The sequence below is a fragment of the Serratia sp. szju genome (genome assembly GCF_044594185.1).
Classification (GTDB): domain Bacteria; phylum Pseudomonadota; class Gammaproteobacteria; order Enterobacterales; family Enterobacteriaceae; genus Serratia; species Serratia bockelmannii.
The window spans coordinates 4,686,035-4,707,397 of sequence record NZ_CP172576.1; the positions used below are offsets into that span (position 1 = coordinate 4,686,035).

Below are 21,363 nucleotides of genomic sequence, written 5' to 3' on the forward strand. Positions count from 1 at the left end.
GCTCCGCTGATCTCATTCTTGCGGCGGCAAAGCGCACGCCCATTCAAACCTGCTATTTTGGCACAGACTGGCTTAGAATGTATCTTCTTGCGGCCTGTTTATGCCTGGATGCCGCTTTTTCACCCAAAAGGATCTGATTTTCGATGCTGTTCAACCTGAAAAAGTTCTTTGGCGCCCTGCTGATGCCGCTACCGCTGTTGATGCTGCTGATGGGGCTGGCGCTGTTACTGCTGTGGTTCACCCGTTGGCAAAAAAGCGGTAAGACGATTTTCACGCTGAGCTGGTTGTTTTTACTGCTTTTCAGCCTGCAACCGGTGGCCGACCGACTGCTGCGGCCGATCGAAGCCGAATACCAGACTTATCACGGCAACGATCCGGTCAGCTACATCGTGGTGTTGGGCGGGGGCTATACCTACAACCCCGACTGGGCACCTAGCTCGAACCTGCTCGGCAACAGTCTGCCGCGCGTGACGGAAGGCGTGCGGCTCTACCTTGCGCATCCCGGCGCCAGGATGGTGTTTACCGGCGCGTCCGCCGGACGCATGCAAAGCAACGCCGCCACGGCGGCGCTGGTAGCCGAAAGCCTGGGCGTGCCGCGCAGCGATATGGTGATTTTGAGGGAACCGCGCGATACCGAAGAAGAAGCCGCTCAGGTCGCCAAGTTGGTCGGCGAGCAACCGTTCATTCTGGTGACCTCCGCCAACCATCTGCCGCGTGCCATGCGTTTTTTCAAGGCTAAAGGCCTGCACCCGATCCCAGCACCGGCCAACCAGTTGGCGATCGACTCGCCGCTGAATATCTGGGATCGCGCCACACCGTCGTCGATGTTCCTCGGCCATACCGAACGTGCCTGGTATGAAACGCTGGGCAGCCTGTGGCAGTGGCTGAAAGGCGCGGATAGCGCCGGCGCCGAGTAAAACCCGTTCAACCGGCCAGCCAGGGCAGCAGCTGTTGCGACGCATAGTCGAACGGCCGCCGCTCCAGCTTGCCGGTATGGATCAAACGCCCTACCGCTTCCCACACCACGTATAGCCAGCGCCGCGCAAGGAAAGCGTCGGCGACCGGCGCCCGCTGCAGATAGCTGAACAGCAGTTGGCTGGGCATGCCCGGCTCGCAAAGGCGGAAAAGATCGTATTCGCGCGGCGCCCACAGCACCACACCGGGATTGAGCATCGCCAGCAGTTGATCGCTTTTGGGATCTTTCAGCATACTGCGCAGCGACAGGTTGCCGTGCACCAGGACGCAGGGATCGTCGAAGCCGACGAAGAAATGAGTCAGCGCTTCGCGCGTGCGATACAGCAAACGCCGATCCGCCATGGTCAGCTGCGGGGTAGTGAGATTGACCACCGTCGCCCACAGCACTTCAACCCGCTGTTGATACCAACAAAACCAGTCGTTCTCCTGCGTGCTGTCAACGCTGCCGACGCTGCCGTGACTGTCGATGCGGTGCCAGGCCAATACCCCGTCGACGATCTGCTCCATCAACATGTTCCAGCGATCCGGCGAACGCGTTGGCGCTTCGGCCGACACGCCGCGCAGGCGTTCGATCAGCAGGATTTCCGTATACGGCGCCTGGTGGGTGCACACTACGCCGTACACCGTCGGCAGGCGAATATCCCCGTCGCGCGCCAACATCGACAACTTATACGCCTCCTGTTGGGCAATACCCTGACAGATAAAACTTTTCGCCATCAGCGGGATGGCGTTGCCCTGCCGATCGTACAGCGAATACATATGCGCATAAGGCTGCTCGCTCACCCGCTCCAGCCGGCTGATGGACTCACCCAGCACAATGCTCAGTTCTGCGCGTAACTGCTCCATAAGGCATTCACCTCAGGCTAATATGGGGGGATGCGTAACATCATCGAACGGTGAGCGGAAAAATTCTTCAACGCAGATCAACAAAACGGGGATCAATATGGGAGGTATTACATCGTCGGCGCGTTGCGCGCCGCGCCGACGAAATCAGGCTCAGGGTTGAATGCTGTCGCGCACGCGCTGGAGATCTTCCGGCGTATCGACCCCCACGCTCGGGATCGCTTTCGCGACCGCCACGTGGATTTTTTCACCGTACCACAGCACGCGCAGCTGTTCCAACAGCTCGATCTGTTCCAGTTGGCTCGGCGCCCAGCTGACGTAGCGGCGCACGAAACCGGCACGGTACGCATAGATGCCGATGTGACGCAGCAGGCTGTCGCCGATGCTCTCTTTCGACGCAGCGAAACGTTCGCGATCCCACGGAATGGTGGCGCGTGAGAAATAGAGTGCGTAGCCCTGTGCGTCCATTACGACCTTCACCGCGTTGGGGTTGAAAGCCTCTTCCGCGCTCTCGATCGGCACTGCCAACGTCGCCATGCCGGCCTGGCTGCCCGCCAGATTCTCTGCGACCTGACGCACGATCACCGGTGGGATCAGCGGTTCGTCGCCCTGCACGTTAACGATGATCTGGTCGTCGGCAAAGCCGTAGTGCGCGATCACTTCCGCCAGACGCTCGGTGCCGGAATGGTGATCCGGGCTGGTCATGCACACTTCGCCGCCGGCGGCTTCCACCGCTTTGGCGACCTCAAGGTGATCGGTCGCCACGATGACGCGGCTGGCGCCGGACTCACGGGCACGCTCCATCACGTGCACCACCATCGGCTTACCGTGAATATCGGCCAGCGGTTTGCCCGGCAAACGGGTTGAGGCGTAGCGGGCGGGAATAATAGCGATAAAACTCATGCGTGCTTCTCGTCCAGCGACAGCGCACGCGCTTCATTTTCCAACAGCACCGGGATGCCGTCGCGCAGCGGGTAAGCCAACCCGTCCGCTTTGCACACCAGCTCCTGGTTTTCTTTATTGAAATAGAGTTTGCCGTTGCATACCGGGCAGGCAACGATTTCGAGTAAACGGTGGTCCATGCATCCTCCGCAAGGGGATTGGTCATCTGGGAAAGGCAGTGAGGATAGCATAACGCCCGGCCTCAGGTTAATCATCGGCGGCACCAACCCGCCGATATTTCCTCACCGCGCCGGCGCAACAGCTTGAACTGCGGCGCATCCCGGCGTAGAATTTTGTGATACAAATCACAAAAAGGTAGTAATACGTGATCAAACGTCTGCATAAAATCATCGCTCTGTTCGCTAACTTCAGCCACTGAGCCCCTTTGTAACGAGCGACGCTTAACTTCGTTTTACCCCACCGACGGCGTCGCTCGTTATCCCACTTCCCAGCCGGCACCCCATTCAGCGGCCAACACCGCCGGAATGTCGCCCAGCGCGACGCGTTGTGCACCGTGCCATTTGGCCGTGCGCGCGATGGCCTGTCGGATATCTTGCGTTCGCTGTTTGCCGAAGCGCACCTGCGGCTCCGCATGGAAACTGATGATCTCGAAGATGCCCTGGCGACGGTGCGCCTTGGCGTCAATCCGCCCCACCAGCTCGCCACGATGCAGCACCGGCAAGGTGAAGTAGCCATAGCGACGTTTTTCTTTCGGCGTGTAACACTCTAGCCGATAGTCAAAGTTGAACAGCTCGAGCGCCCGACGGCGATCCCACACCACCGGATCAAAAGGCGAAAGCAGGCTGGTGACCGTCGATTTGAGTTTGCCCTGCTCCGCCAGCGGCAGCAATTCCGCCAGTGATTCATGCACATAGAATTGTCCTTCCAGCCCCTCTACCTGCACCGGCGTAATCTCGCCCTGTTCCTGCAGCGCTGCCAGCAAGGCTTTTGGCGCCACGCGCTTCAGCCGATAGTAGTCAGCCAACCACTCGGCGCGGAAAATGCCCAGATAGCGGCAGGTGCGGCACAGCATCTGCCGGCGCGCCTGCTCCACAGGCAGCGTATGGCGCGCATCGTCCCAGGCCGGCAGCAGCCTTTCGGTCAGATCGTAAACCCGGTGGAAGTTGCGACGTTCGGCCACCATCAGCTTGCCGGCGGTAAACAGGATTTCCAGATGACGTTTCTCCGGTTTCCAGTCCCACCACCCGCTGTTGCCCTTCTTCTCGGCGCTGAAATCGGCGGAGCGCACCGGCCCCTGTTGTTCGATGTGCCGCAGCAGGTTGTCCATCGCGGCCTGGTGCTGCTGCACCCAGGCGGCGGAGTATTTCCAGCCCATATCATGCGGCGCCAGCATGCGGTGGCGCAGCAGGCCAAAATCTTCGATCGGCAGGAAACAGGCCTCATGCGCCCAATACTCGAACAGCTTGCGGCCGGCAAGCGCCTGCTCAAGCCACTCCGGCTGATAGGCTCCCAAACGGCTGAACAGCACCAGATACGGGCTGCGAGCAACGACGCTAATGGTATCGATTTGTAATAGCCCCATGCGCTGGATCGCACTCAAGACGTCATCGGGCCGAGCCTGGCGTTTAAGCGGAGAAAGCAGCCCCTGGGCGGCAAGGTGCAGCGCGCGAGCGGCGGTAAGGGAAAGGGTCGGGATGGTCATCCTGATATCCGTGGCGAGTAGGCAATGGCCTGATAATAGTGGATATCGCGGGATTTATCTTCGCCAGTGCTTGCGGGTGGCGACACCGGCACTGGCGAGGAAGGTGGGTGCGATCAGAACGCGATAACGTCTGCCGCGGACAGCCCATGCGAGCTGCGATAGATCGAGAACTCAACGTTCTGACCTTCGTTCAACGACTTATTTTTGGTGTTGGCGATAGCGTTGCGATTGACATAGATTTCGTCGCTGCCATCTACCGGTGAAATAAAACCATAGCCTTCGGCCTGATTAAACCATTTCACACGGCCCATTTTTAACACAGTATTTTTAAACATAACTTATATCCTTTTACTTGAGCATCCTTGACAACGTCATTTTTTATATTGTCTGGACGCTACCAGCCCATCCTAAAGTTTTTCGTAACAAACCTCTCGTGAGCAAAAAATTAAAAAACCCGCACGAAGGCGGGCTTGTTGAACTTAATATCTTCCGCATGATTCAGCGCTGAGGCATCACCATGGTTGTATTAAGATCTCTTATACGCGTTCCCTGTCTTCTTACAGAGCAACTACGTTAGCGGCAGCCGGCCCGCGCGGGCTGTCCTGGATGGTGTACTCGACGCGCTGGCCTTCAGCCAGGGTCTTGAAACCGTCGGTCATAATAGCGGAGAAGTGTACGAATACATCTTTGCCGCCGTCGTGCTGCTCAATGAAACCAAAACCTTTGCTTTCGTTGAACCACTTAACTTGACCCGTCTTCTTAGACATTACTTTTACCTTTAAATATATTTACAAAACCTGCCATAAGAGGCAATTGTGGCCATGTCAGAAACATTACTTATGGGAGGTACTTAGAAGGTTCGTCTTTGAAGCGGAATCGGATGATAACGTTTTTGGAGGAACTGCTTAACTCTAAACTCGAACATAAATAGGTCTGGATTACAGGCCGACTTGCATTTACTCATAAAAATGATGAATGCACAAGAGGTTTATTGCCTTTAATTCATAAATACGCCGAATTTATTTTTATCCCCATGAATATACATGACTTAATTTAACGCTCGCCGCGGCCGATCCACCGCGTTCTTCTCCTCACCGGGGCATCGTTTGCCCGTCCGTGCGCTACAAATGAGAGCTAACGCATAAAACTCTAATATGCTTGCCACGTCTATAACAAATCCCAAATCAGATGGCTAAACTTGAGGGGAAAACAAGGCAGACGGCTTTTTCGCCAGCACTTTTGCCGCTAAAAACACGATTTTTCAGATTATGCTGAATCAAGGAGCTATGCGCATGACCGCCCAGCAGTTCGTTTCACCTAATGAAATCCGCGCCAGATTCTCTCACGCGATGTCGGACATGTACCAAAAGGAGGTACCGCTGTACGGCGATCTGCTGGAGCTGGTGGCGGAAACCAACCGACAGGTTCTGCGCGAAGATGCCGCACTGGCTCATCAACTGCAAATCACCGGCGAGATCGAACGCCTCGCGATGGAGCGCCACGGCGCGATCCGGGTCGGCACTGCTGGCGAACTGGCCACCCTGCGCCGTCTGTTCCGGGTGATGGGCATGGCGCCGGTCGGTTACTATGATCTGTCTGTGGCGGGCGTTCCCGTGCACTCGACCGCCTTTCGCGCCGTACACGAAGACGCGCTGCAGGTCAGTCCGTTCCGCGTATTTACCTCCTTGCTTCGCCTGGAGCTGATAGAAGACCCCGCGCTGCGTGAGCTGGCTGAGCGCTTGCTGGCGCGCCGCCGTATCTTTACCGATCGCGCGTTGGAACTGATCGCGCTGCAGGAAGCGCAAGGCGGGCTGAATGAGGTGCAGGCGCAAGAATTTGTCGAACAAGCGCTGGAAACCTTCCGCTGGCACAACCAGGCGACGGTCAGCGCAGAAGAATACCGGCAGCTACACGATCAGCATCGACTGATCGCCGACGTGGTGGCGTTTAAAGGGCCGCATATCAATCATCTGACACCGCGCACGCTGGATATCGATCGCGTTCAACAGGCGATGCCCGCCCGCGGTATTACGCCCAAAGCGGTCATCGAGGGCCCGCCGCGCCGCCGTCGCGCGATCCTGCTGCGCCAGACCAGCTTCAAGGCGTTAGAAGAACGCGTCGATTTCGTTGAGCGCGACGGCCACGCCATCGCCGGTCACCATACCGCACGCTTCGGCGAGATCGAACAGCGTGGTGTGGCGCTGACGACGAAAGGACGCGAACTTTACGATCGTCTTCTGCAGGCCACCAACGATGCGCTGCAGGCGCCGCCGAGCGAGAAAAATGCCGAACGCTATTATCAGCTGCTGGAAGAAAACTTCCGGGCGTTTCCGGATGATTACGCCACGCTGCGCGAGCAACAGCTGGCCTGGTTCCGCTATTTCCCGACCGAATGCGGCCTGGCGGCCAAAGAATCGCTGGATAAGCACAGCACCCTGGAGCAACTGATCGAGAAAGAACACGTTCGCTTCCAGCCACTGGTGTATGAAGATTTTCTGCCGGTCAGCGCGGCGGGGATTTTCCAGTCGAATCTGGGGGACAGCCGCCACGCGCAGTACAACGCCGCTTCCAGCCGGGCAGCGTTTGAACACGCGTTGGGCAGTGAGGTGATCGACGAGCTGGCGCTGTATCAACAAACCCAGCAGCGTTCGCTGGAAGCCTGCGCGCAAGCCCTGGGGCTTGTCACGCTGGCGTCCTGAGGTTACTTAGCCAGTAGAGATTCGATATCCTGCAGCAGTTGCTCAGCCTGAGCGGAAGGTAGCACCGCATCAACCGGTAAATACCACCAATTAGGCTGGGCAAAGGCGCGGCATTTTACCGCGTCCTTCTCCGTCATCAGCAGCGTTTGCTCTGCGGTAACCAACGCCGCCAGCTGTGCCTGCTGATATTCCTGATGATCGGCAAACGCCACTTCCTGCACCACCTCGACGTTCAGCTTTTCCAACGTCGCGAAGAAACGCGGCGGATGGCCGATACCCGCCATCGCCACCACGCGCGGCAGCTCGGCCGCCGGACGACGTTCACCGCTCAGCAGGTTCACTGCGTCACGCGCCTGCAGACGCATAGCAATTTCTCCGGCCTGCGCCACGCCGCCATTGGCGACACGCGCATCGACGCTGCCAAGCCGCGCAGCACGCTCACGCATCGGTCCGGCTGGTAACCACCAGCCGTTACCGAACCGACGCACACCGTCGATGACCACCAGCTCGAAGTCACGCTGTAAAGCATAGTGCTGCAAGCCGTCGTCGGTGATGATCACATCCAGCGGCTGTTGTTGCAGCAGAGCCTGCACCGCCTCGGCGCGCTTGGGCGCGATCGCCACGGGCGCCCCGGTACGCTGATAAATCAGCACCGGCTCATCCCCCGCCTCGCGGGTCGATGTATTCTGACCCAGCACCAGAGGATAGACCGCCGACTTGCCGCCGTAGCCGCGCGACACCACCCCAACGCGGTAGCCCCGCTGCTGCAGGTGTTCCACCAGCCAGATCACCATCGGCGTTTTGCCGTTGCCGCCGGCGGTGAGATTACCCACCACCACCACCGGCACCGGCGAACGCCAACTTTTACGCAGGCCGCAGCGGTAACTGAGGCGGATCAGCCAGCTGAACAGGCCATACAGCCAGGAGAGCGGCAGCAGCGCCAGATAAAGCAACGAACCGCCGGACCAGATGCGCTCAATCATTATTGACCAAACTGCATGCGGTGCAGTTGCGCATAGGCGCCCTGCCGTTCAAGCAACTCGGTGTGTTCGCCGCGTTCAACAATGCGACCATCTTCCACCACCAGGATCTCGTCCGCCTTCTCAATCGTCGACAGGCGGTGCGCGATCACTAATGAAGTACGGTCTTTCTGCAACTCGTCCAGCGCAGCCTGAATGGCCCGCTCGGACTCGGTATCCAGCGCAGAGGTCGCCTCATCCAGGATCAGGATCGGGCAGTCGCGCAGCAACGCACGCGCGATGGCGATACGCTGACGTTGGCCGCCGGACAGCATTACGCCGTTCTCACCGATCACCGTATCCAGGCCGTTCTCCATCTTGTTGATGAAGTCCATTGCGTACGCCATTTCGGCCGCTTTCTCAATCTGCTCGCGGCTGTATTCACTCTCGCGTGCATAGGCAATGTTGTTGGCGATGGTGTCGTTGAACAGGTGCACGTTTTGCGAGACCAGCGCTACCTGATTGCGCAGCGAGGCCAGGGTATATTCGCGCAAATCGTGGCCATCCATCAGGATTTCGCCTTCTTGGATATCGTAGAAACGCGTCAACAGGTTGGCGATGGTGGATTTACCCGAACCGGAACGGCCCACCAAGGCGACGGTCTTGCCTTCGGCGATTTTCAGGTTGATATCACGCAGCGCCGGCGTTTCCTTGGATGGGTAGTAGAAAGTGACGTTGCGGAATTCGATATCGCCTTTCGCACGCTTCACTTCGCGGGTGCCGGTGTCTTTTTCCTGTTCCATATCCAAAATGGAGAACAGCGTCTGGCATGCCGCCATCCCGCGTTGGAACTGGGCATTGACGTTGGTCAGCGACTTCAGCGGGCGCATCAGCGCGATCATCGATGAGAACACCACGGTAATGGTACCGGCGGTCAGGGTTGCCATCACGCTTGGGAAGCTGGCGGCAAACAGCACGAACGCCAGCGCCAGCGAAGCGATCAGCTGAATGATCGGATCGGAAATCGAAGACGCGGAAACCAGTTTCATGCCCTGTTGACGCATGCGGTTGCTGACCGAGTTAAAGCGCTCGGTTTCCACCTGCTGGCCACCGAAGATCAGCACTTCTTTATGGCCTTTCAGCATCTGTTCGGCGCTGGTGGTCACCTGCCCCATCGTGTTCTGCATGTTCTTGCTGATGTTGCGGAAACGCTTGGAGACCAGGCGAATAGCGATGGAGACGATCGGCGCCAGCACGATCAGGATCACCGACAGCTGCCAGCTGTAGTAGAACATCATGATGAACAGGCCAATGATCGAAGCCCCTTCACGCACCACGGTCACCAGCGCGCTGGACGAGGAGGAAGCTACCTGCTCGGAATCATAGGTAATGCGCGACAGCAAAGTCCCGGTGGACTGCTGATCGAAGAAGGCCACCGGCATCCTCATCATGTGACCAAACAGGCGGCGACGCATCTGCATCACCACCATGCCGGAAACCCAGGAAATGCAGTAGCTTGAAACAAAGCTGGTTACGCCGCGCATCAACATCAGCGCGATGACGGCCAACGGCATCCACACCAGCACGCTGCTGTCGGTTTTTCCAAACCCATCGTCCAATAGCGGTTTAAGCAGAGACAGCATCAGCGTGTCCCCCGCTGCGTTCATAATCAACGCAATGGCGGCCACAATCAGCCCGGTCTTAAAAGGAGTGATCATCGGCCAGAGTCGACGGAATGTCTGCCAGGTCGAGAGATCTTTATCATTCATCATGCAAATACCAGCATCGGAAGAAATAGCGGCCTATTTTACTCATTATCACCCTCTACGCCAAACCGCTGATGGTACCAACGGGGCATTAATTGTTCGCGAAAGCCTTTAATTTGCCAATCATTGTCGAAAAAAAGTACCGATAACTGGCCGGAGCGCGTCGTATCGCGCCATATAATGCCATTTGCCCGGTATCTGGCGACCACTTTGCGCGCCGGCAAACGCCATTTGTTGTAACGAGATGCTGACGCCAATGCCGCCTGAGGATTGATCGCGCGCAGAAACGGCGGCGTGGAGGAGGTTCTGCTGCCATGGTGCCCCACCTGCAACACCGTAGCCGCCAAGCGATCGCGCCGTAACCGGAGCAGCTGCGCCTCCGCTTTTTTTTCCGCATCGCCGGTGAGCAACAGACTGTATTTCCCGTCGTCAATACGGATCACGCAAGAGTCGTCATTGCCCGGCTTTTTACGCGTTTTCGGCGGCCACAGCACCTCGAATTGCAACGCCTGCCAGCGCCAGCGCTCACCGGCGACGCAGGGCAAGTGCCCCTCCCCGCGCATCGGGCTGCGCACCGTAGCCTGTGGAAACATCCGCCGCACAGCAGGTGCCCCACCGGTATGATCGAGGTGGTCATGGCTGATAATGATCTGTTCCAGTTCAATACCCCGCCAGTTCAGCATTGGCAAAATATGCCGCTCGGCGGCACTGCCACCCGGCCAACGATCGCCGGTATCATACAGTACTCCCTTACCGTTTTGTTCAATGACCACCGCCAAACCGTGCCCGACATCAAGCATATCGACTCGCCAGCGGTAAGTCGGTTCTTTTTCCCGCCACAGCACGCAGCATATCGCTATCGTCGCCAGTCCCGACGCATAACGCCACCACCAATGAAAGCGCCAACAGACGACGATGAGCCATCCCGCCGCGCTGGCCAACAGCGAAGCCGCCCCCAAATCCACCCAACCACGTTGCAGGTAATTCAGAGGTACAAATACCCACTGCAGCGTGAAGTCCGCCAGCCACCATAGTCCGTAGCTTAACGAAGGGAAGAAACCGAACATCACCGCCAGCAAAATCAGCGGCACCGTCACCAATGAGACAATCGGTACCGCCCACAAATTGGCCGGCAGCGAGGTCAGCGTCAGGCCCAGAAACAGCGCGGCCTGCATCGGCACCAGCAGCAACGTCATACCGAGCTGAATATGCAGCCAACGCACCGGTGCCCAATACCAGGCCGATCGGAATCGCTCGCCGAGCGGTGCCCATTCGAACCAAAAAATCAGGCACCCCACCGCCAGTACCGACAGCCAGAAACTGTCTGACAAGACCGCCAGCGGATCGCACAGTAAAATAAGCCCGACACACCACAGCCACACTTGCCAAGCAGAACAATGGACGCCGCGCAAGCGTAGCAGCATCCACAGCGTCATCGCCAACGCGGTGCGCACCGCCGGCGGCTGGGCGCCTACCAACCAGACATAGATCAGCGTCGCCAGCCAGCCCGCGACCAGCGGAAAGCGATAGCCAATTAGATGAGAAGGAAGAAAAAGCTGCAGCGCACGCAATGTAACCCAGAACAAGATGGCGACCATCGCCACATGCAACCCTGAGATTGCCATCAAGTGCGCGATGCCGGTTTTCAACATCAGCATGCGTAAAGCCTGCTCCAGAGCGGTTCGCTCCCCAAATGCCAACGCCAGCAATACTGCCTTGTAACGCAGCTCGCCGATATTGGTTTCCGCATGGCTGATTATGCGCTGGCGTAGGCCGCAATCGCCATCCAGCAAACGAGCCAGCCTAACTTGGCCAGTTAACGGCTGGCGCTGCGCGATCGCCCAACGTTGGCTGTCGAAGCCGCCTTCATTGAGTTTGCCATGCACCGGCCGCAAACGCAGTTTCAATTGCCAACGCTGCCCGGCGCACAGGCGCTGCTGCTCAGGGGCCCATAGCGTGGTAAACGTCAATGCAGGTACCAACCAATGACCATCTATCCGCTCGATGCGCATCAGCGCCTGTTTACTGGCGGCGGGCTTCAGCGCGATGCTGCTAACCTGCACCACCGCCGTCACATCCGGCCCGCGACTTAAGCGCTCCACTTGCCCAATCAGGCTTCCGGCGTTGAAAACCGCCCACGCGAACCCCAATCCCAGGCAGGCCAAATAACGGCAAAACGGCCAACGGATGCGCAGCAGTAAACCGGCAACAAGCAGCATCGGCCACAGCTGCCATTGCTCAGGCAACTGCGGTAAAACCAGCAGCGGCAGGATGCCGCAGATAACGGCGAATATCGCCAGATCCAGCGAAATTTTGATCGCTCTTCTCCCATCGGCTCCGCCATGAGCAAAAGCGCGTCATGGCAAGCAAGCAGGATCATTCAGCCGACATGTCACCGCCAGCGGGCTTTAATGAAGATGCGGTGAACATGGCAGGATAAGAGAGATCTATGCAGGATCCACATCGTAAATGCGGCGCGGTGCGCAATTCCTAAGCGGAGCAGGGAGAACCGCAGGCGAAAAAAAACGGCGCCTTAAAGGCACCGTTTTATATTCTTTTCAAGCAACAACGCTATGAGCAGTCAGCGACTAGCCATAGATATTGGCGCGGTCACGCAACTCTTTGCCTGGTTTGAAGTGAGGAACGTACTTGCCGTCCAGCTCAACTTTGTCACCGGTCTTCGGGTTGCGACCTACACGCGGGGCACGGTAGTGAAGAGAAAAACTGCCGAATCCGCGGATCTCAATGCGTTCGCCCTCGGCCAGCGTAGCGGCCATGTGCTCAAGCATCTCTTTCACTGCATCCTCAACGGCCTTCGCCGGAATATGAGATTGCTGGCCAGCAAGTCTTTCAATAAGTTCAGACTTGGTCATAGTACCTCCAAGCTTTGCAGCTAAACTACCGTATCGGGGCGGTCAGAAACCGCCCCCCGTCATTACTCGCCTTTAGCCGCTTTGAAAGCTTCAGCCATTGCGTTAGAGAAGTTGCCTTCTTCCTGTTTGTTGTTAACAGTTGCGATGGCGTCTTTCTCGTCAGCTTCGTCCTTAGCACGTACGGACAGGCTTACAACGCGGTTCTTACGGTCAACGCCGGTGAATTTAGCTTCAACTTCGTCACCTACGTTCAGAACCAGAGTTGCATCTTCAATGCGGTCGCGAGAGGCTTCAGATGCACGCAGGTAACCTTCTACGCCGCCTGCCAATTCAACTGTAGCACCTTTGGCGTCAACTGCAGTGACTTTACCAGTAACAATAGCACCTTTCTTGTTCATAGACAGGTAGTTATTGAATGGGTCTTCAGCCAGCTGCTTCACGCCCAGGGAGATACGCTCGCGCTCTGCGTCAACTTGCAGAACAACCGCAGCGATTTCGTCGCCTTTCTTGTATTCACGTACTGCTTCTTCGCCTGCAACGTTCCAGGAGATATCAGACAGGTGAACCAGGCCGTCGATGCCGCCGTCCAGGCCGATGAAGATACCGAAGTCAGTGATAGACTTGATTTTACCTTCAACGCGGTCGCCCTTGTTGTGGGTCTCTGCGAACTGCTGCCATGGGTTGGATTTGCACTGCTTCAGGCCCAGGGAGATACGACGACGTTCTTCATCGATGTCCAGAACCATCACTTCCACTACGTCGCCCACGTTAACAACTTTGGACGGATGGATGTTTTTGTTGGTCCAATCCATTTCAGAAACGTGTACCAGACCTTCAACGCCTTCTTCGATTTCTACGAAGCAGCCGTAATCAGTCAGGTTGGTTACACGACCAGTCAGCTTGGTGCCTTCTGGGTAACGTTTCGCGATAGCAACCCATGGATCTTCGCCCAGCTGTTTCAGGCCCAGGGAGACACGAGTACGCTCGCGGTCGAACTTCAGCACTTTAACAGTGATTTCATCGCCAACGTTGACGATTTCGCTTGGGTGCTTAACGCGTTTCCAAGCCATGTCAGTGATGTGCAGCAGGCCGTCTACGCCGCCCAGATCAACGAATGCACCGTAGTCAGTGAGGTTCTTAACGATACCTTTGACTTCCATGCCTTCCTGCAGGTTTTCCAGCAGTTGATCGCGCTCAGCGCTGTTCTCGGATTCGATAACCGCACGGCGAGAAACGACAACGTTGTTGCGCTTCTGATCCAGCTTGATGACTTTGAACTCAAGCTCTTTGCCTTCCAGGTGCAGAGTGTCACGTACCGGACGCACGTCAACCAGGGAACCTGGCAGGAACGCGCGGATGCCGTTCAGCTCGACGGTGAAGCCACCCTTCACTTTGCCGTTGATAACACCGGTTACAGTCTCAGCTTCTTCGTAGGCTTTTTCCAGCGTGATCCAAGCTTCGTGACGCTTAGCTTTCTCACGGGACAGCAGGGTTTCACCGAAGCCGTCTTCAACAGCATCCAGAGCAACGTCAACTTCGTCACCAACCTGGATTTCCAGCTCGCCCTGGGCGTTTTTGAATTGCTCAGCCGGGATGGCAGACTCAGATTTCAGACCGGCGTCAACCAGTACGATATCTTTGTCGATAGCAACAACGACGCCACGAACGATGGAACCCGGGCGGGTTTCGATTTCTTTTAAGGATTCTTCAAAGAGTTGAGCGAAAGATTCAGTCATGTTGTTAATCTTCAGGGTTCTTTAGTTTAACGTCCATTTAGCGTCCCGCCGAATGGGGTTGTTTCACATACCCCGCCATTGGCTCCATGCCGACAGGGTTTAAGGTTACAGGGGTAAAATTTTACCCGATATATTGCGATACCGCTATGACAAATATGACAAAAAGCCAATAGCGCCGCCGCGCTTATTGCTGCGGCAACGCCAACACTTTCTGTGCATACGTCAACGCCTGCTGGATCACTTCTTCGATCGACATGCTGGTAGAATCCAGCACGAGGGCGTCAGAAGCAGGCACCAGAGGCGCGATAGGCCGATTACGGTCACGGTCGTCCCGTTCCTTTATCTCGGCTAAAAGACGTTCAAAGTTAACATTAAAGCCCTTTTCCTGCAACTGCAGCATGCGGCGGTGTGCGCGCTCCTCCGAGCTGGCGTCGAGGAAAATCTTGACCGGTGCGTCCGGGAACACCACCGTGCCCATATCGCGACCGTCGGCAATCAGGCCGGGCGCTTCGCGGAATGCGCGCTGGCGGCGCAGCAACGCCTCGCGCACGCGCGGAAACGCCGCCGCTTGCGACGCGGTGTTGCCGACGGTTTCGGTGCGGATCTCATTGCTGACGTCCTCACCTTCCAAAATCACCTGCAGCTTGCCGTCCTGGGCAACGAAGCGAACGTCGAGATGTGCGGCCAGCGGAACCAGCGCTTCCTCAGAAGTGATATCCACCTGATGATGCAACGCCGCCAGCGCCAGCACGCGATAAATCGCGCCGGAATCCAGCAAACGCCAACCAAGGGACTCGGCCAACGCTTTACACAGCGTGCCTTTGCCTGCGCCACTTGGTCCATCAACGGTTATCACCGGGGCTGTAGCCGTCATTTCTCTCTCCTTCAGGTAGAAAACCTCACAGAGACACGGCGCGCTTCGACTCGAAGCCCGTGCGCTCTGCCACCTGCCCAATCAGGGGCAAATACGGTGGCGTATTATACGCTGCCCTACGGCAATCTGTTACCCTGGAACTGTCCGGTTGTTGAAAATAAGCGCACAACCGCGAAAAAGTATAGAAGAAACGCCGGTCGCCGAAGGTTAAAAACGATAAAGGCCCACAAAGGGGCCTTAAAATAAACGATTTGACGGGTTACTACGCCGGCTGGCTGATGCGCGCCAACTGCTCGAAATAATCCGGGAAGGTTTTCGCGGTGCATTTCGGATCGAGAATGGTGACCGGGGTATCCGACAGCGCCACCAGCGAGAAGCACATCGCCATGCGGTGATCGTTGTAGGTACCGATCTCGGCAAACTGCAGTTTGGCCGGCGGCACGACGTGAATGTAGTCTGCGCCCTCGTCCACTTCCGCCCCCACTTTACGCAGTTCGGTGGCCATCGCCGCCAGACGGTCGGTCTCCTTCACCCGCCAGTTGTAGATATTGCGGATGGTGGTCGGCCCCTCGGCGAACAACGCCGCGGTGGCGATAGTCATCGCCGCGTCCGGAATGTGGTTCATGTCCATGTCGATGCCGTGCAGTTCACCGCGGCTGCACTCGATGAAATCGTCGCCCCAGGTGATGCGCGCGCCCATTTTCTCCAGCACATCGGCGAACTTGGTATCGCCCTGCACGCTTTTGCGGCCGATGCCGGTCACGCGTACGGTGCCGCCTTTGATCGCCGCCGCCGCCAGGAAGTAGGAGGCGGAAGAAGCGTCGCCCTCAACCAGATAATCGCCCGGCGCGATATACGTCTGGCGCCCTTGGATATGGAACACCCGGTAGTTGTCGTGGCTCACCGATACGCCGAAGGTACGCATCAGATGCAGCGTGATGTCGATGTACGGCTTGGAAACCAACTCGCCCTTGATGTGGATCTGCGTATCCTGCGGCGCCAGCGGCGCGGTCATCAGCAACGCGGTCAGGAACTGGCTGGAGACGCTGCCGTCAACGGTGACGTCGCCGCCCAGGAAGCCGCCGCGCAGGCGAATCGGCGGGTAATCGGTCTGCTCGAGATAATCAATCTGCGCCCCGCCCTGGCGCAACGCGTCCACCAGATGGCCGATCGGGCGCTCTTTCATGCGCGGTTCACCGGTCAACACCACGTCGCCTTCGCCGAGGCACAGCGCCGCCGCCAATGGGCGCATCGCCGTACCGGCGTTGCCGAGGAACAGTTCCAGCGGCTGGCCGGCCACCAGCGGCCCGGCCACGCCGGTCACTTCGCACACGGTACGATCGGCGGAAAGTTGATAGTTCACACCCAACGCCTGCAACGCGTTCAGCATATGACGCACGTCGTCGCTGTCCAGCAGGTTAGTCAGCCGGGTCGTGCCTTTCGCCAGCGCCGCCAGCAGCAGAGCGCGGTTAGAAACGCTCTTCGAGCCGGGTAAGTTGACGGTGCCATTGACCAGGGCGACCGGTTGTAACGTCAGGGAATCCACCATGTGAACAAAACTCTCCAATTCTGATAAACGAAACGGCTCCGGAATAATGCCGGAGCCGCTTTAATGCAAAAGGACAACAGCCTGAGGCAGCCCGCGCCTGGCGGGCTGACGGAATCAACCGTGACGACGTTCGAAGTCGGCCATGAAGTCGGTCAGCGCCTGCACGCCGGCCAGCGGCATCGCATTGTAAATAGAAGCGCGCATGCCGCCAACTACCCGGTGGCCTTTCAGCGCCTGCAGGCCGATGGCCTCGGCTTCGCTGAGAAACACTTTGTCCAGCGCCGCATCGGCCAGTTGGAACGGCACGTTCATCCACGAGCGGTTGGCGATCGCCACCTGGCTGCGGTAGAAGTCGGATTTATCGATGGTCGCGTACAGCAGCTCGGCCTTGGCCTGATTGCGTTTTTGCATCTCCACCAGGCCGCCCTGCTCTTTCAGCCATTTGAACACCAGCCCGGACAGGTACCAGGCGAAGGTCGGCGGGGTGTTGAACATCGAATCGTTCTCGGCCAGCACGGTGTAGTCGAGGATCGACGGCACTTCTTTGCGCGCCTTGCCCAGCAGATCGTCACGCACGATCACCAGCGTCAGGCCGGCCGGGCCGATATTTTTCTGCGCGCCGGCGTAAATCACGCCGAAGCGGCTGACGTCGAGCGGGCGGGACAGGATGGTCGAGGAGTAATCGCCGATCACCACTTTATCGCCGAAGTCCGGCGTTTCATCGATGGCCACGCCGTCGATGGTCTCATTCGGGCAATAGTGCACATAAGCCGCGTCGGCGCTGAGTTGCCACTCTTTCATCGGCTTGATGCCGCTCAGGCCGTCGATGCGGGTTTTCACGTCGATGACGTTCGGAGCGCAATACTTTTCTGCTTCCTTGATGGCGCTGTGCGCCCAATAGCCGCCGTCGATATAGTCAGCGGTGACCTTGTCGCCCAGCAGGTTCAGCGGCAGCGCGGCGAATTGTGCGCGGGCGCCGCCGTGGCAAAACAGCACCTTATAGTTGGAGGGGACTTTCAGCAGATCGCGCAGATCCTGTTCCGCCTGCTCGGCAACGGCGATGAATTCTTTGCTGCGGTGACTGATCTCCATCACTGACGTGCCCAGGCCGTGCCAGTTGCACAGTTCCTGTTCCGCACGACGCAACACTTCCACCGGCAGCATCGCCGGGCCAGAGCTAAAATTATAAACCTGAGTCATTTCCCCTCACCACATTCACTGTTCGCCGCAGAAAAGCGACCTGTCGAAAAGATGCCCGAAGTTAACGCTCGCGTTAACCAACCCATCGGTTTTATCACTCACGCCCCATGGCTGCAACGCTTATTCGCCCGCCGGCGGCAAACGGTCGCGCCGGGTGATGACAGGCTCTGCGGCCATCGCGATTGTTTGGACGATAAAACCCTGCGACATGGGGAAATTCAGCGGGTTAACGCGGTGCTTTATGCTGTATTCAGCCGAGATGGCTGCGGGAACCCGGTCGGCCCCCGCAGGAGAGAAAACGATCAGTACTGATTGAACATCTGCTGGATTTGCTTCGCGTCTTTGGCTTGCGTCAGCGCGAGCTGCAGCAAAATGCGCGCTTTTTGCGGATTCAGCGTGCCGGCGGCCACGAAGCCGTACTTGGCGTCGTCCACTTCCGCATCTTCGGTAGTGGCGCCGGTCGGTACGCGCGAAGAACGCACCACCGCCACGCCGTTGTGTGCCGCCGTCGCCAGTGTGTCGAACACCGTTTTATACAGGTTGCCGTTGCCGACCCCGGCGCTGACGATGCCCTGGTACCCTTCGGCGATCAGCGCCTTGACCGGCGCATCGGAGGCGTTGGCGTAGTTGTAGACGATGCCGACCTTCGGCAGTTCGTTCAGCTTGCTGACGTCGAACGGCGTATCACGGGTATGCTTGCGCTGCGGTGAGCGCTGGTAATCGACCTTGCCGTTGTGGATATACCCGAGCGGGCCGAAGTTCGGCGACTGGAAGGTCTGCACGGCGGTGGTATTGGTCTTGGTGACGTCGCGCGCGTCCAGCACGGTGTCGTTCATCGCCACCAGCACCCCGCGGTTGGCCGATTGCGGATCCGCCGCCGTCACCACCGCATTATACAGGTTGAACGGGCCATCGGCGCTCATCGCCGTCGCCGGCCGCATCGCCCCGACAAGCACCACCGGCTTGTCGCACTTCACCGTCAGATCGAGGAAATAGGCTGTCTCTTCCAGCGTATCGGTACCGTGGGTGATGACGAAGCCGTCGGTTTTGCCGCAGTCGGCGTCAATTTTCTTCACCAGCGTCAGCCAGACCTGATCGTTCATGTCCTGCGAGCCGATGTTCACCACCTGCTCCCCCTGCACGTTGGCGATATCTTTCAGCGCCGGCACCGCATCGACCAGCGCCTCGACGCCCAGCTTGCCCGCGGTATAGTTGGATTTCGTCGCCGAATCGCCGCCACCGGCGATGGTGCCGCCTGTCGCCAGCAGGGTGATGTTGGGCAGCGCCAGCGCCGAGGCGCTGACGCCGGTCAACAAGAGGGTTAACACGCTGAGTTTCACTGATTTCATTAGATTTCTCCGTGACAGATAACTCGCTGAATTATGGCCTTTATCCTTAAAAAAACTGTGACTTTGCCACCGATTTAGGAATACGTGGAGCTCCAGCGTAAAACCCCGTATCATTGCGCGTTTTTAGTACGCGCAAAAAGTGAAGACAATGACGCAAACTTTTATCCCCGGTAAAGACGCCGCTCTGGAAGACTCCATCGCCCGTTTCCAGCAGAAACTGAGCGACCTCGGTTTCAACATCGAAGAAGCCTCCTGGCTGAATCCAGTGCCGCACGTGTGGTCGGTGCACATTCGCGATCGCGATTGCCCGCTGTGCTTCACCAACGGCAAAGGCGCCAGCAAAAAAGCCGCGCTGGCCTCCGCGCTGGGTGAATATTTCGAGCGCCTGTCCACCAACTACTTCTTCGCCGATTTCTATCTGGGCCGGCAGATCGCCGAAGGCGACTTCGTGCACTACCCGAATGAGAAATGGTTCCCGATCCCGGCGGACGATACGCTGCCGGCCGGCATCCTCGACGAGCGTCTGCACGCCTTCTACGATCCGCAGCAAGAGCTGAGCGCCAGCGATCTTGTCGATCTGCAGTCCGGTAATGCCGATCGCGGCGTGTGTGCGCTGCCGTTTACCCGTCAGTCCGACCAGCAAACCGTGTACATTCCGATGAATATCATCGGCAACCTGTATGTTTCCAACGGCATGTCCGCCGGCAACACCGCCAACGAAGCGCGGGTGCAGGGCCTGTCGGAAGTGTTCGAGCGCTATGTGAAAAACCGCATCATCGCCGAATCCATCAGCCTGCCGGCGATCCCGGACGAAGTGCTGAACCGCTACCCGGGCGTGGTGGAAGCCATCGCCAAGCTGGAAGAGGAAGGTTTCCCGATCCTCTCCTACGACGCCTCGCTGGGCGGCAACTACCCGGTGATCTGCGTGGTGCTGTTCAACCCGACCAACGGCACCTGCTTCGCCTCGTTCGGCGCGCACCCGGACTTCGGCGTGGCGCTGGAGCGCACGGTAACCGAGCTGCTGCAGGGCCGCAGCCTGAAAGATCTCGACGTGTTCACCGCACCGACCTTCGATGACGAAGAAGTGGCGGAACACACCAACCTGGAAACGCACTTCATCGACTCCAGCGGCCTGATCTCCTGGGATCTGTTCAAGCAGGATGCGGACTATCCGTTCGTTGACTGGAGCTTCAGCGGCAGCACGCAGGAAGAGTTCGCCACCCTGATGAGCATCTTCGACAAAGAAGACGCGGAAGTGTACATCGCCGACTACGAGCACCTGGGCGTCTACGCTTGCCGCATCATCGTGCCGGGCATGTCCGATATCTACCCGGCAGAAGACCTGCTGCTGGCCAACAACAGCATGGGCGCGCACCTGCGCGATACGCTGCTGGCGCTGCCGGGCAGCGAGTGGGAGCCGGAAGAATACCTGGCGCTGATCGAGCAGTTGGACGACGAAGGGCTGGACGATTTCACTCGCGTACGCGAACTGCTGGGTATTGCCAGCGGCAAAGACAACGCCTGGCATACCCTGCGCGTGGGCGAGCTGAAGTCGATGCTGGCGCTGGCGGGCGGCGATCTGGATCAGGCGCTGATTTGGACCGAATGGACGCAGGACTTCAACGCCTCGGTGCTGAGCCCGGCGCGCAGCAACTACTACCGTTGCCTGCAAACGCTGCTGCTGCTGGCGCAGGAGCCTGAGCGCGAAGCGGCGCAATACTACACCGCGTTCGTGAAAATGTACGGCCAGGAAGCGGTGGACGCGGCCTCGGCCGCCATCAGCGGTGAAGAGCGCTTCAACGGGCTGTTCGCCGTCGATGCCGATCTGAAGGCGCTGCCGGCCCATCAGGCGCTGCTGGCGGCCTACGAGAAGCTGCAGGCGGCCAAACGCCGCCACTGGGCCAAGGCCTAAGCATCATCAGGGGATACTGCCAC

At 58.2% G+C, this 21,363-nt stretch carries 18 protein-coding genes; 3 read left to right on the forward strand and 15 right to left on the reverse strand.

All coding sequences use genetic code 11. The features are described 5' to 3' along the window. Positions 1–143 precede the first annotated feature (143 nt). Positions 144–917, forward strand: coding sequence for an envelope biogenesis factor ElyC (elyC, locus tag RE418_RS22230; RefSeq protein ID WP_089180742.1), 774 nt, complete (start codon positions 144–146; stop codon positions 915–917). Positions 918–924: 7 nt separating this feature from the next. Here the strand turns inward: elyC and RE418_RS22235 are convergent, their stop codons facing one another. The 6 genes from RE418_RS22235 to RE418_RS22260 form a co-directional block, all read right to left on the reverse strand. After that, positions 925–1,821, reverse strand: coding sequence for a YcbJ family phosphotransferase (locus RE418_RS22235; RefSeq protein ID WP_025302284.1), 897 nt, complete (start codon positions 1,819–1,821; stop codon positions 925–927). Positions 1,822–1,971: 150 nt separating this feature from the next. Further along, the gene (gene kdsB, locus RE418_RS22240) at positions 1,972–2,721 is read right to left on the reverse strand and encodes a 3-deoxy-manno-octulosonate cytidylyltransferase (RefSeq protein WP_025302283.1); all 750 of its coding nucleotides are present in this window, start codon (positions 2,719–2,721) and stop codon (positions 1,972–1,974) included. Then, the gene (locus RE418_RS22245) at positions 2,718–2,900 is read right to left on the reverse strand and encodes a Trm112 family protein (RefSeq protein WP_004928237.1); all 183 of its coding nucleotides are present in this window, start codon (positions 2,898–2,900) and stop codon (positions 2,718–2,720) included. Before RE418_RS22245 ends, kdsB begins: the two co-directional genes overlap by 4 nt. Positions 2,901–3,196: 296 nt before the next feature. Next, on the reverse strand, positions 3,197–4,423 hold the full coding sequence (locus RE418_RS22250; RefSeq protein ID WP_049204253.1) for a winged helix-turn-helix domain-containing protein: 1,227 nt from the start codon (positions 4,421–4,423) through the stop codon (positions 3,197–3,199). 113 nt (positions 4,424–4,536) lie between these two features. Continuing rightward, positions 4,537–4,758 carry a cold-shock protein gene (locus RE418_RS22255; protein ID WP_004928241.1) on the reverse strand — a complete coding sequence of 74 codons (222 nt, stop codon included), beginning with the start codon at positions 4,756–4,758 and terminating at the stop codon, positions 4,537–4,539. Positions 4,759–4,980: 222 nt separating this feature from the next. Then, positions 4,981–5,190: a cold shock domain-containing protein gene (locus RE418_RS22260; protein WP_004928244.1), complete on the reverse strand. Its 210-nt coding sequence runs from the start codon at positions 5,188–5,190 to the stop codon at positions 4,981–4,983. Between the two features lie 525 nt (positions 5,191–5,715). Between RE418_RS22260 and RE418_RS22265 the strand changes: the two genes are divergently transcribed. Further along, a complete protein-coding gene (locus tag RE418_RS22265; protein WP_089180741.1) occupies positions 5,716–7,122 on the forward strand; it encodes a VOC family protein in 1,407 nt (468 codons plus the stop codon). A gap of 2 nt (positions 7,123–7,124) precedes the next feature. On the opposite strand, the gene lpxK is transcribed toward RE418_RS22265, so the two are convergent. The 9 genes from lpxK to ansB all read right to left on the reverse strand — a co-directional run bounded on the left by lpxK (position 7,125) and on the right by ansB (position 19,428). Next, entirely contained in the window at positions 7,125–8,105 is a 981-nt protein-coding gene (lpxK, locus tag RE418_RS22270; RefSeq protein ID WP_089180740.1) for a tetraacyldisaccharide 4'-kinase, read from the reverse strand. Continuing rightward, on the reverse strand, positions 8,105–9,853 hold the full coding sequence (gene msbA, locus RE418_RS22275) for a lipid A ABC transporter ATP-binding protein/permease MsbA (protein WP_025302279.1): 1,749 nt from the start codon (positions 9,851–9,853) through the stop codon (positions 8,105–8,107). The genes lpxK and msbA overlap by 1 nt, the downstream gene beginning before the upstream one ends. 35 nt (positions 9,854–9,888) lie before the next feature. Continuing rightward, complete coding sequence (locus RE418_RS22280) at positions 9,889–12,120, reverse strand: ComEC family protein (RefSeq protein WP_233494399.1); 2,232 nt, start codon at positions 12,118–12,120, stop codon at positions 9,889–9,891. Between the two features lie 315 nt (positions 12,121–12,435). Further along, positions 12,436–12,720, reverse strand: coding sequence for an integration host factor subunit beta (ihfB, locus tag RE418_RS22285; protein WP_004928264.1), 285 nt, complete (start codon positions 12,718–12,720; stop codon positions 12,436–12,438). Between the two features lie 62 nt (positions 12,721–12,782). Next, positions 12,783–14,456 carry a 30S ribosomal protein S1 gene (gene rpsA / locus RE418_RS22290; RefSeq protein ID WP_004928267.1) on the reverse strand — a complete coding sequence of 558 codons (1,674 nt, stop codon included), beginning with the start codon at positions 14,454–14,456 and terminating at the stop codon, positions 12,783–12,785. A 184-nt stretch (positions 14,457–14,640) separates the two neighbouring features. Next, positions 14,641–15,330: a (d)CMP kinase gene (gene cmk, locus RE418_RS22295; RefSeq protein WP_028127992.1), complete on the reverse strand. Its 690-nt coding sequence runs from the start codon at positions 15,328–15,330 to the stop codon at positions 14,641–14,643. Between the two features lie 262 nt (positions 15,331–15,592). Further along, positions 15,593–16,879 carry a 3-phosphoshikimate 1-carboxyvinyltransferase gene (aroA, locus tag RE418_RS22300; protein WP_089180738.1) on the reverse strand — a complete coding sequence of 429 codons (1,287 nt, stop codon included), beginning with the start codon at positions 16,877–16,879 and terminating at the stop codon, positions 15,593–15,595. 114 nt (positions 16,880–16,993) lie between these two features. Further along, positions 16,994–18,079: a 3-phosphoserine/phosphohydroxythreonine transaminase gene (gene serC, locus RE418_RS22305; RefSeq protein ID WP_049295335.1), complete on the reverse strand. Its 1,086-nt coding sequence runs from the start codon at positions 18,077–18,079 to the stop codon at positions 16,994–16,996. A 302-nt stretch (positions 18,080–18,381) separates the two neighbouring features. Then, positions 18,382–19,428, reverse strand: a complete 1,047-nt coding sequence (ansB, locus tag RE418_RS22310; RefSeq protein ID WP_043137688.1) for an L-asparaginase 2 — start codon at positions 19,426–19,428, stop codon at positions 18,382–18,384. A gap of 148 nt (positions 19,429–19,576) precedes the next feature. Between ansB and ycaO the strand changes: the two genes are divergently transcribed. Further along, on the forward strand, positions 19,577–21,340 hold the full coding sequence (gene ycaO / locus RE418_RS22315) for a 30S ribosomal protein S12 methylthiotransferase accessory factor YcaO (protein WP_025302273.1): 1,764 nt from the start codon (positions 19,577–19,579) through the stop codon (positions 21,338–21,340). The last annotated feature ends 23 nt before the right edge of the window (positions 21,341–21,363 follow it).

Coding starts and splice junctions, on each gene's coding strand:
- RE418_RS22235 (WP_025302284.1), bottom strand. CDS start 1,821: ATGGAGCAGTTACGCGCAGAACTGAGCATTGTGCTGGGTGAGTCCATC.
- kdsB (WP_025302283.1), bottom strand. CDS start 2,721: ATGAGTTTTATCGCTATTATTCCCGCCCGCTACGCCTCAACCCGTTTG.
- RE418_RS22245 (WP_004928237.1), bottom strand. CDS start 2,900: ATGGACCACCGTTTACTCGAAATCGTTGCCTGCCCGGTATGCAACGGC.
- RE418_RS22265 (WP_089180741.1), top strand. CDS start 5,716: ATGACCGCCCAGCAGTTCGTTTCACCTAATGAAATCCGCGCCAGATTC.
- RE418_RS22260 (WP_004928244.1), bottom strand. CDS start 5,190: ATGTCTAAGAAGACGGGTCAAGTTAAGTGGTTCAACGAAAGCAAAGGT.
- RE418_RS22250 (WP_049204253.1), bottom strand. CDS start 4,423: ATGACCATCCCGACCCTTTCCCTTACCGCCGCTCGCGCGCTGCACCTT.
- RE418_RS22255 (WP_004928241.1), bottom strand. CDS start 4,758: ATGTTTAAAAATACTGTGTTAAAAATGGGCCGTGTGAAATGGTTTAAT.
- ycaO (WP_025302273.1), top strand. CDS start 19,577: ATGACGCAAACTTTTATCCCCGGTAAAGACGCCGCTCTGGAAGACTCC.
- lpxK (WP_089180740.1), bottom strand. CDS start 8,105: ATGATTGAGCGCATCTGGTCCGGCGGTTCGTTGCTTTATCTGGCGCTG.
- elyC (WP_089180742.1), top strand. CDS start 144: ATGCTGTTCAACCTGAAAAAGTTCTTTGGCGCCCTGCTGATGCCGCTA.
- ihfB (WP_004928264.1), bottom strand. CDS start 12,720: ATGACCAAGTCTGAACTTATTGAAAGACTTGCTGGCCAGCAATCTCAT.
- msbA (WP_025302279.1), bottom strand. CDS start 9,853: ATGATGAATGATAAAGATCTCTCGACCTGGCAGACATTCCGTCGACTC.
- aroA (WP_089180738.1), bottom strand. CDS start 16,879: ATGGTGGATTCCCTGACGTTACAACCGGTCGCCCTGGTCAATGGCACC.
- serC (WP_049295335.1), bottom strand. CDS start 18,079: ATGACTCAGGTTTATAATTTTAGCTCTGGCCCGGCGATGCTGCCGGTG.
- cmk (WP_028127992.1), bottom strand. CDS start 15,330: ATGACGGCTACAGCCCCGGTGATAACCGTTGATGGACCAAGTGGCGCA.
- ansB (WP_043137688.1), bottom strand. CDS start 19,428: ATGAAATCAGTGAAACTCAGCGTGTTAACCCTCTTGTTGACCGGCGTC.
- rpsA (WP_004928267.1), bottom strand. CDS start 14,456: ATGACTGAATCTTTCGCTCAACTCTTTGAAGAATCCTTAAAAGAAATC.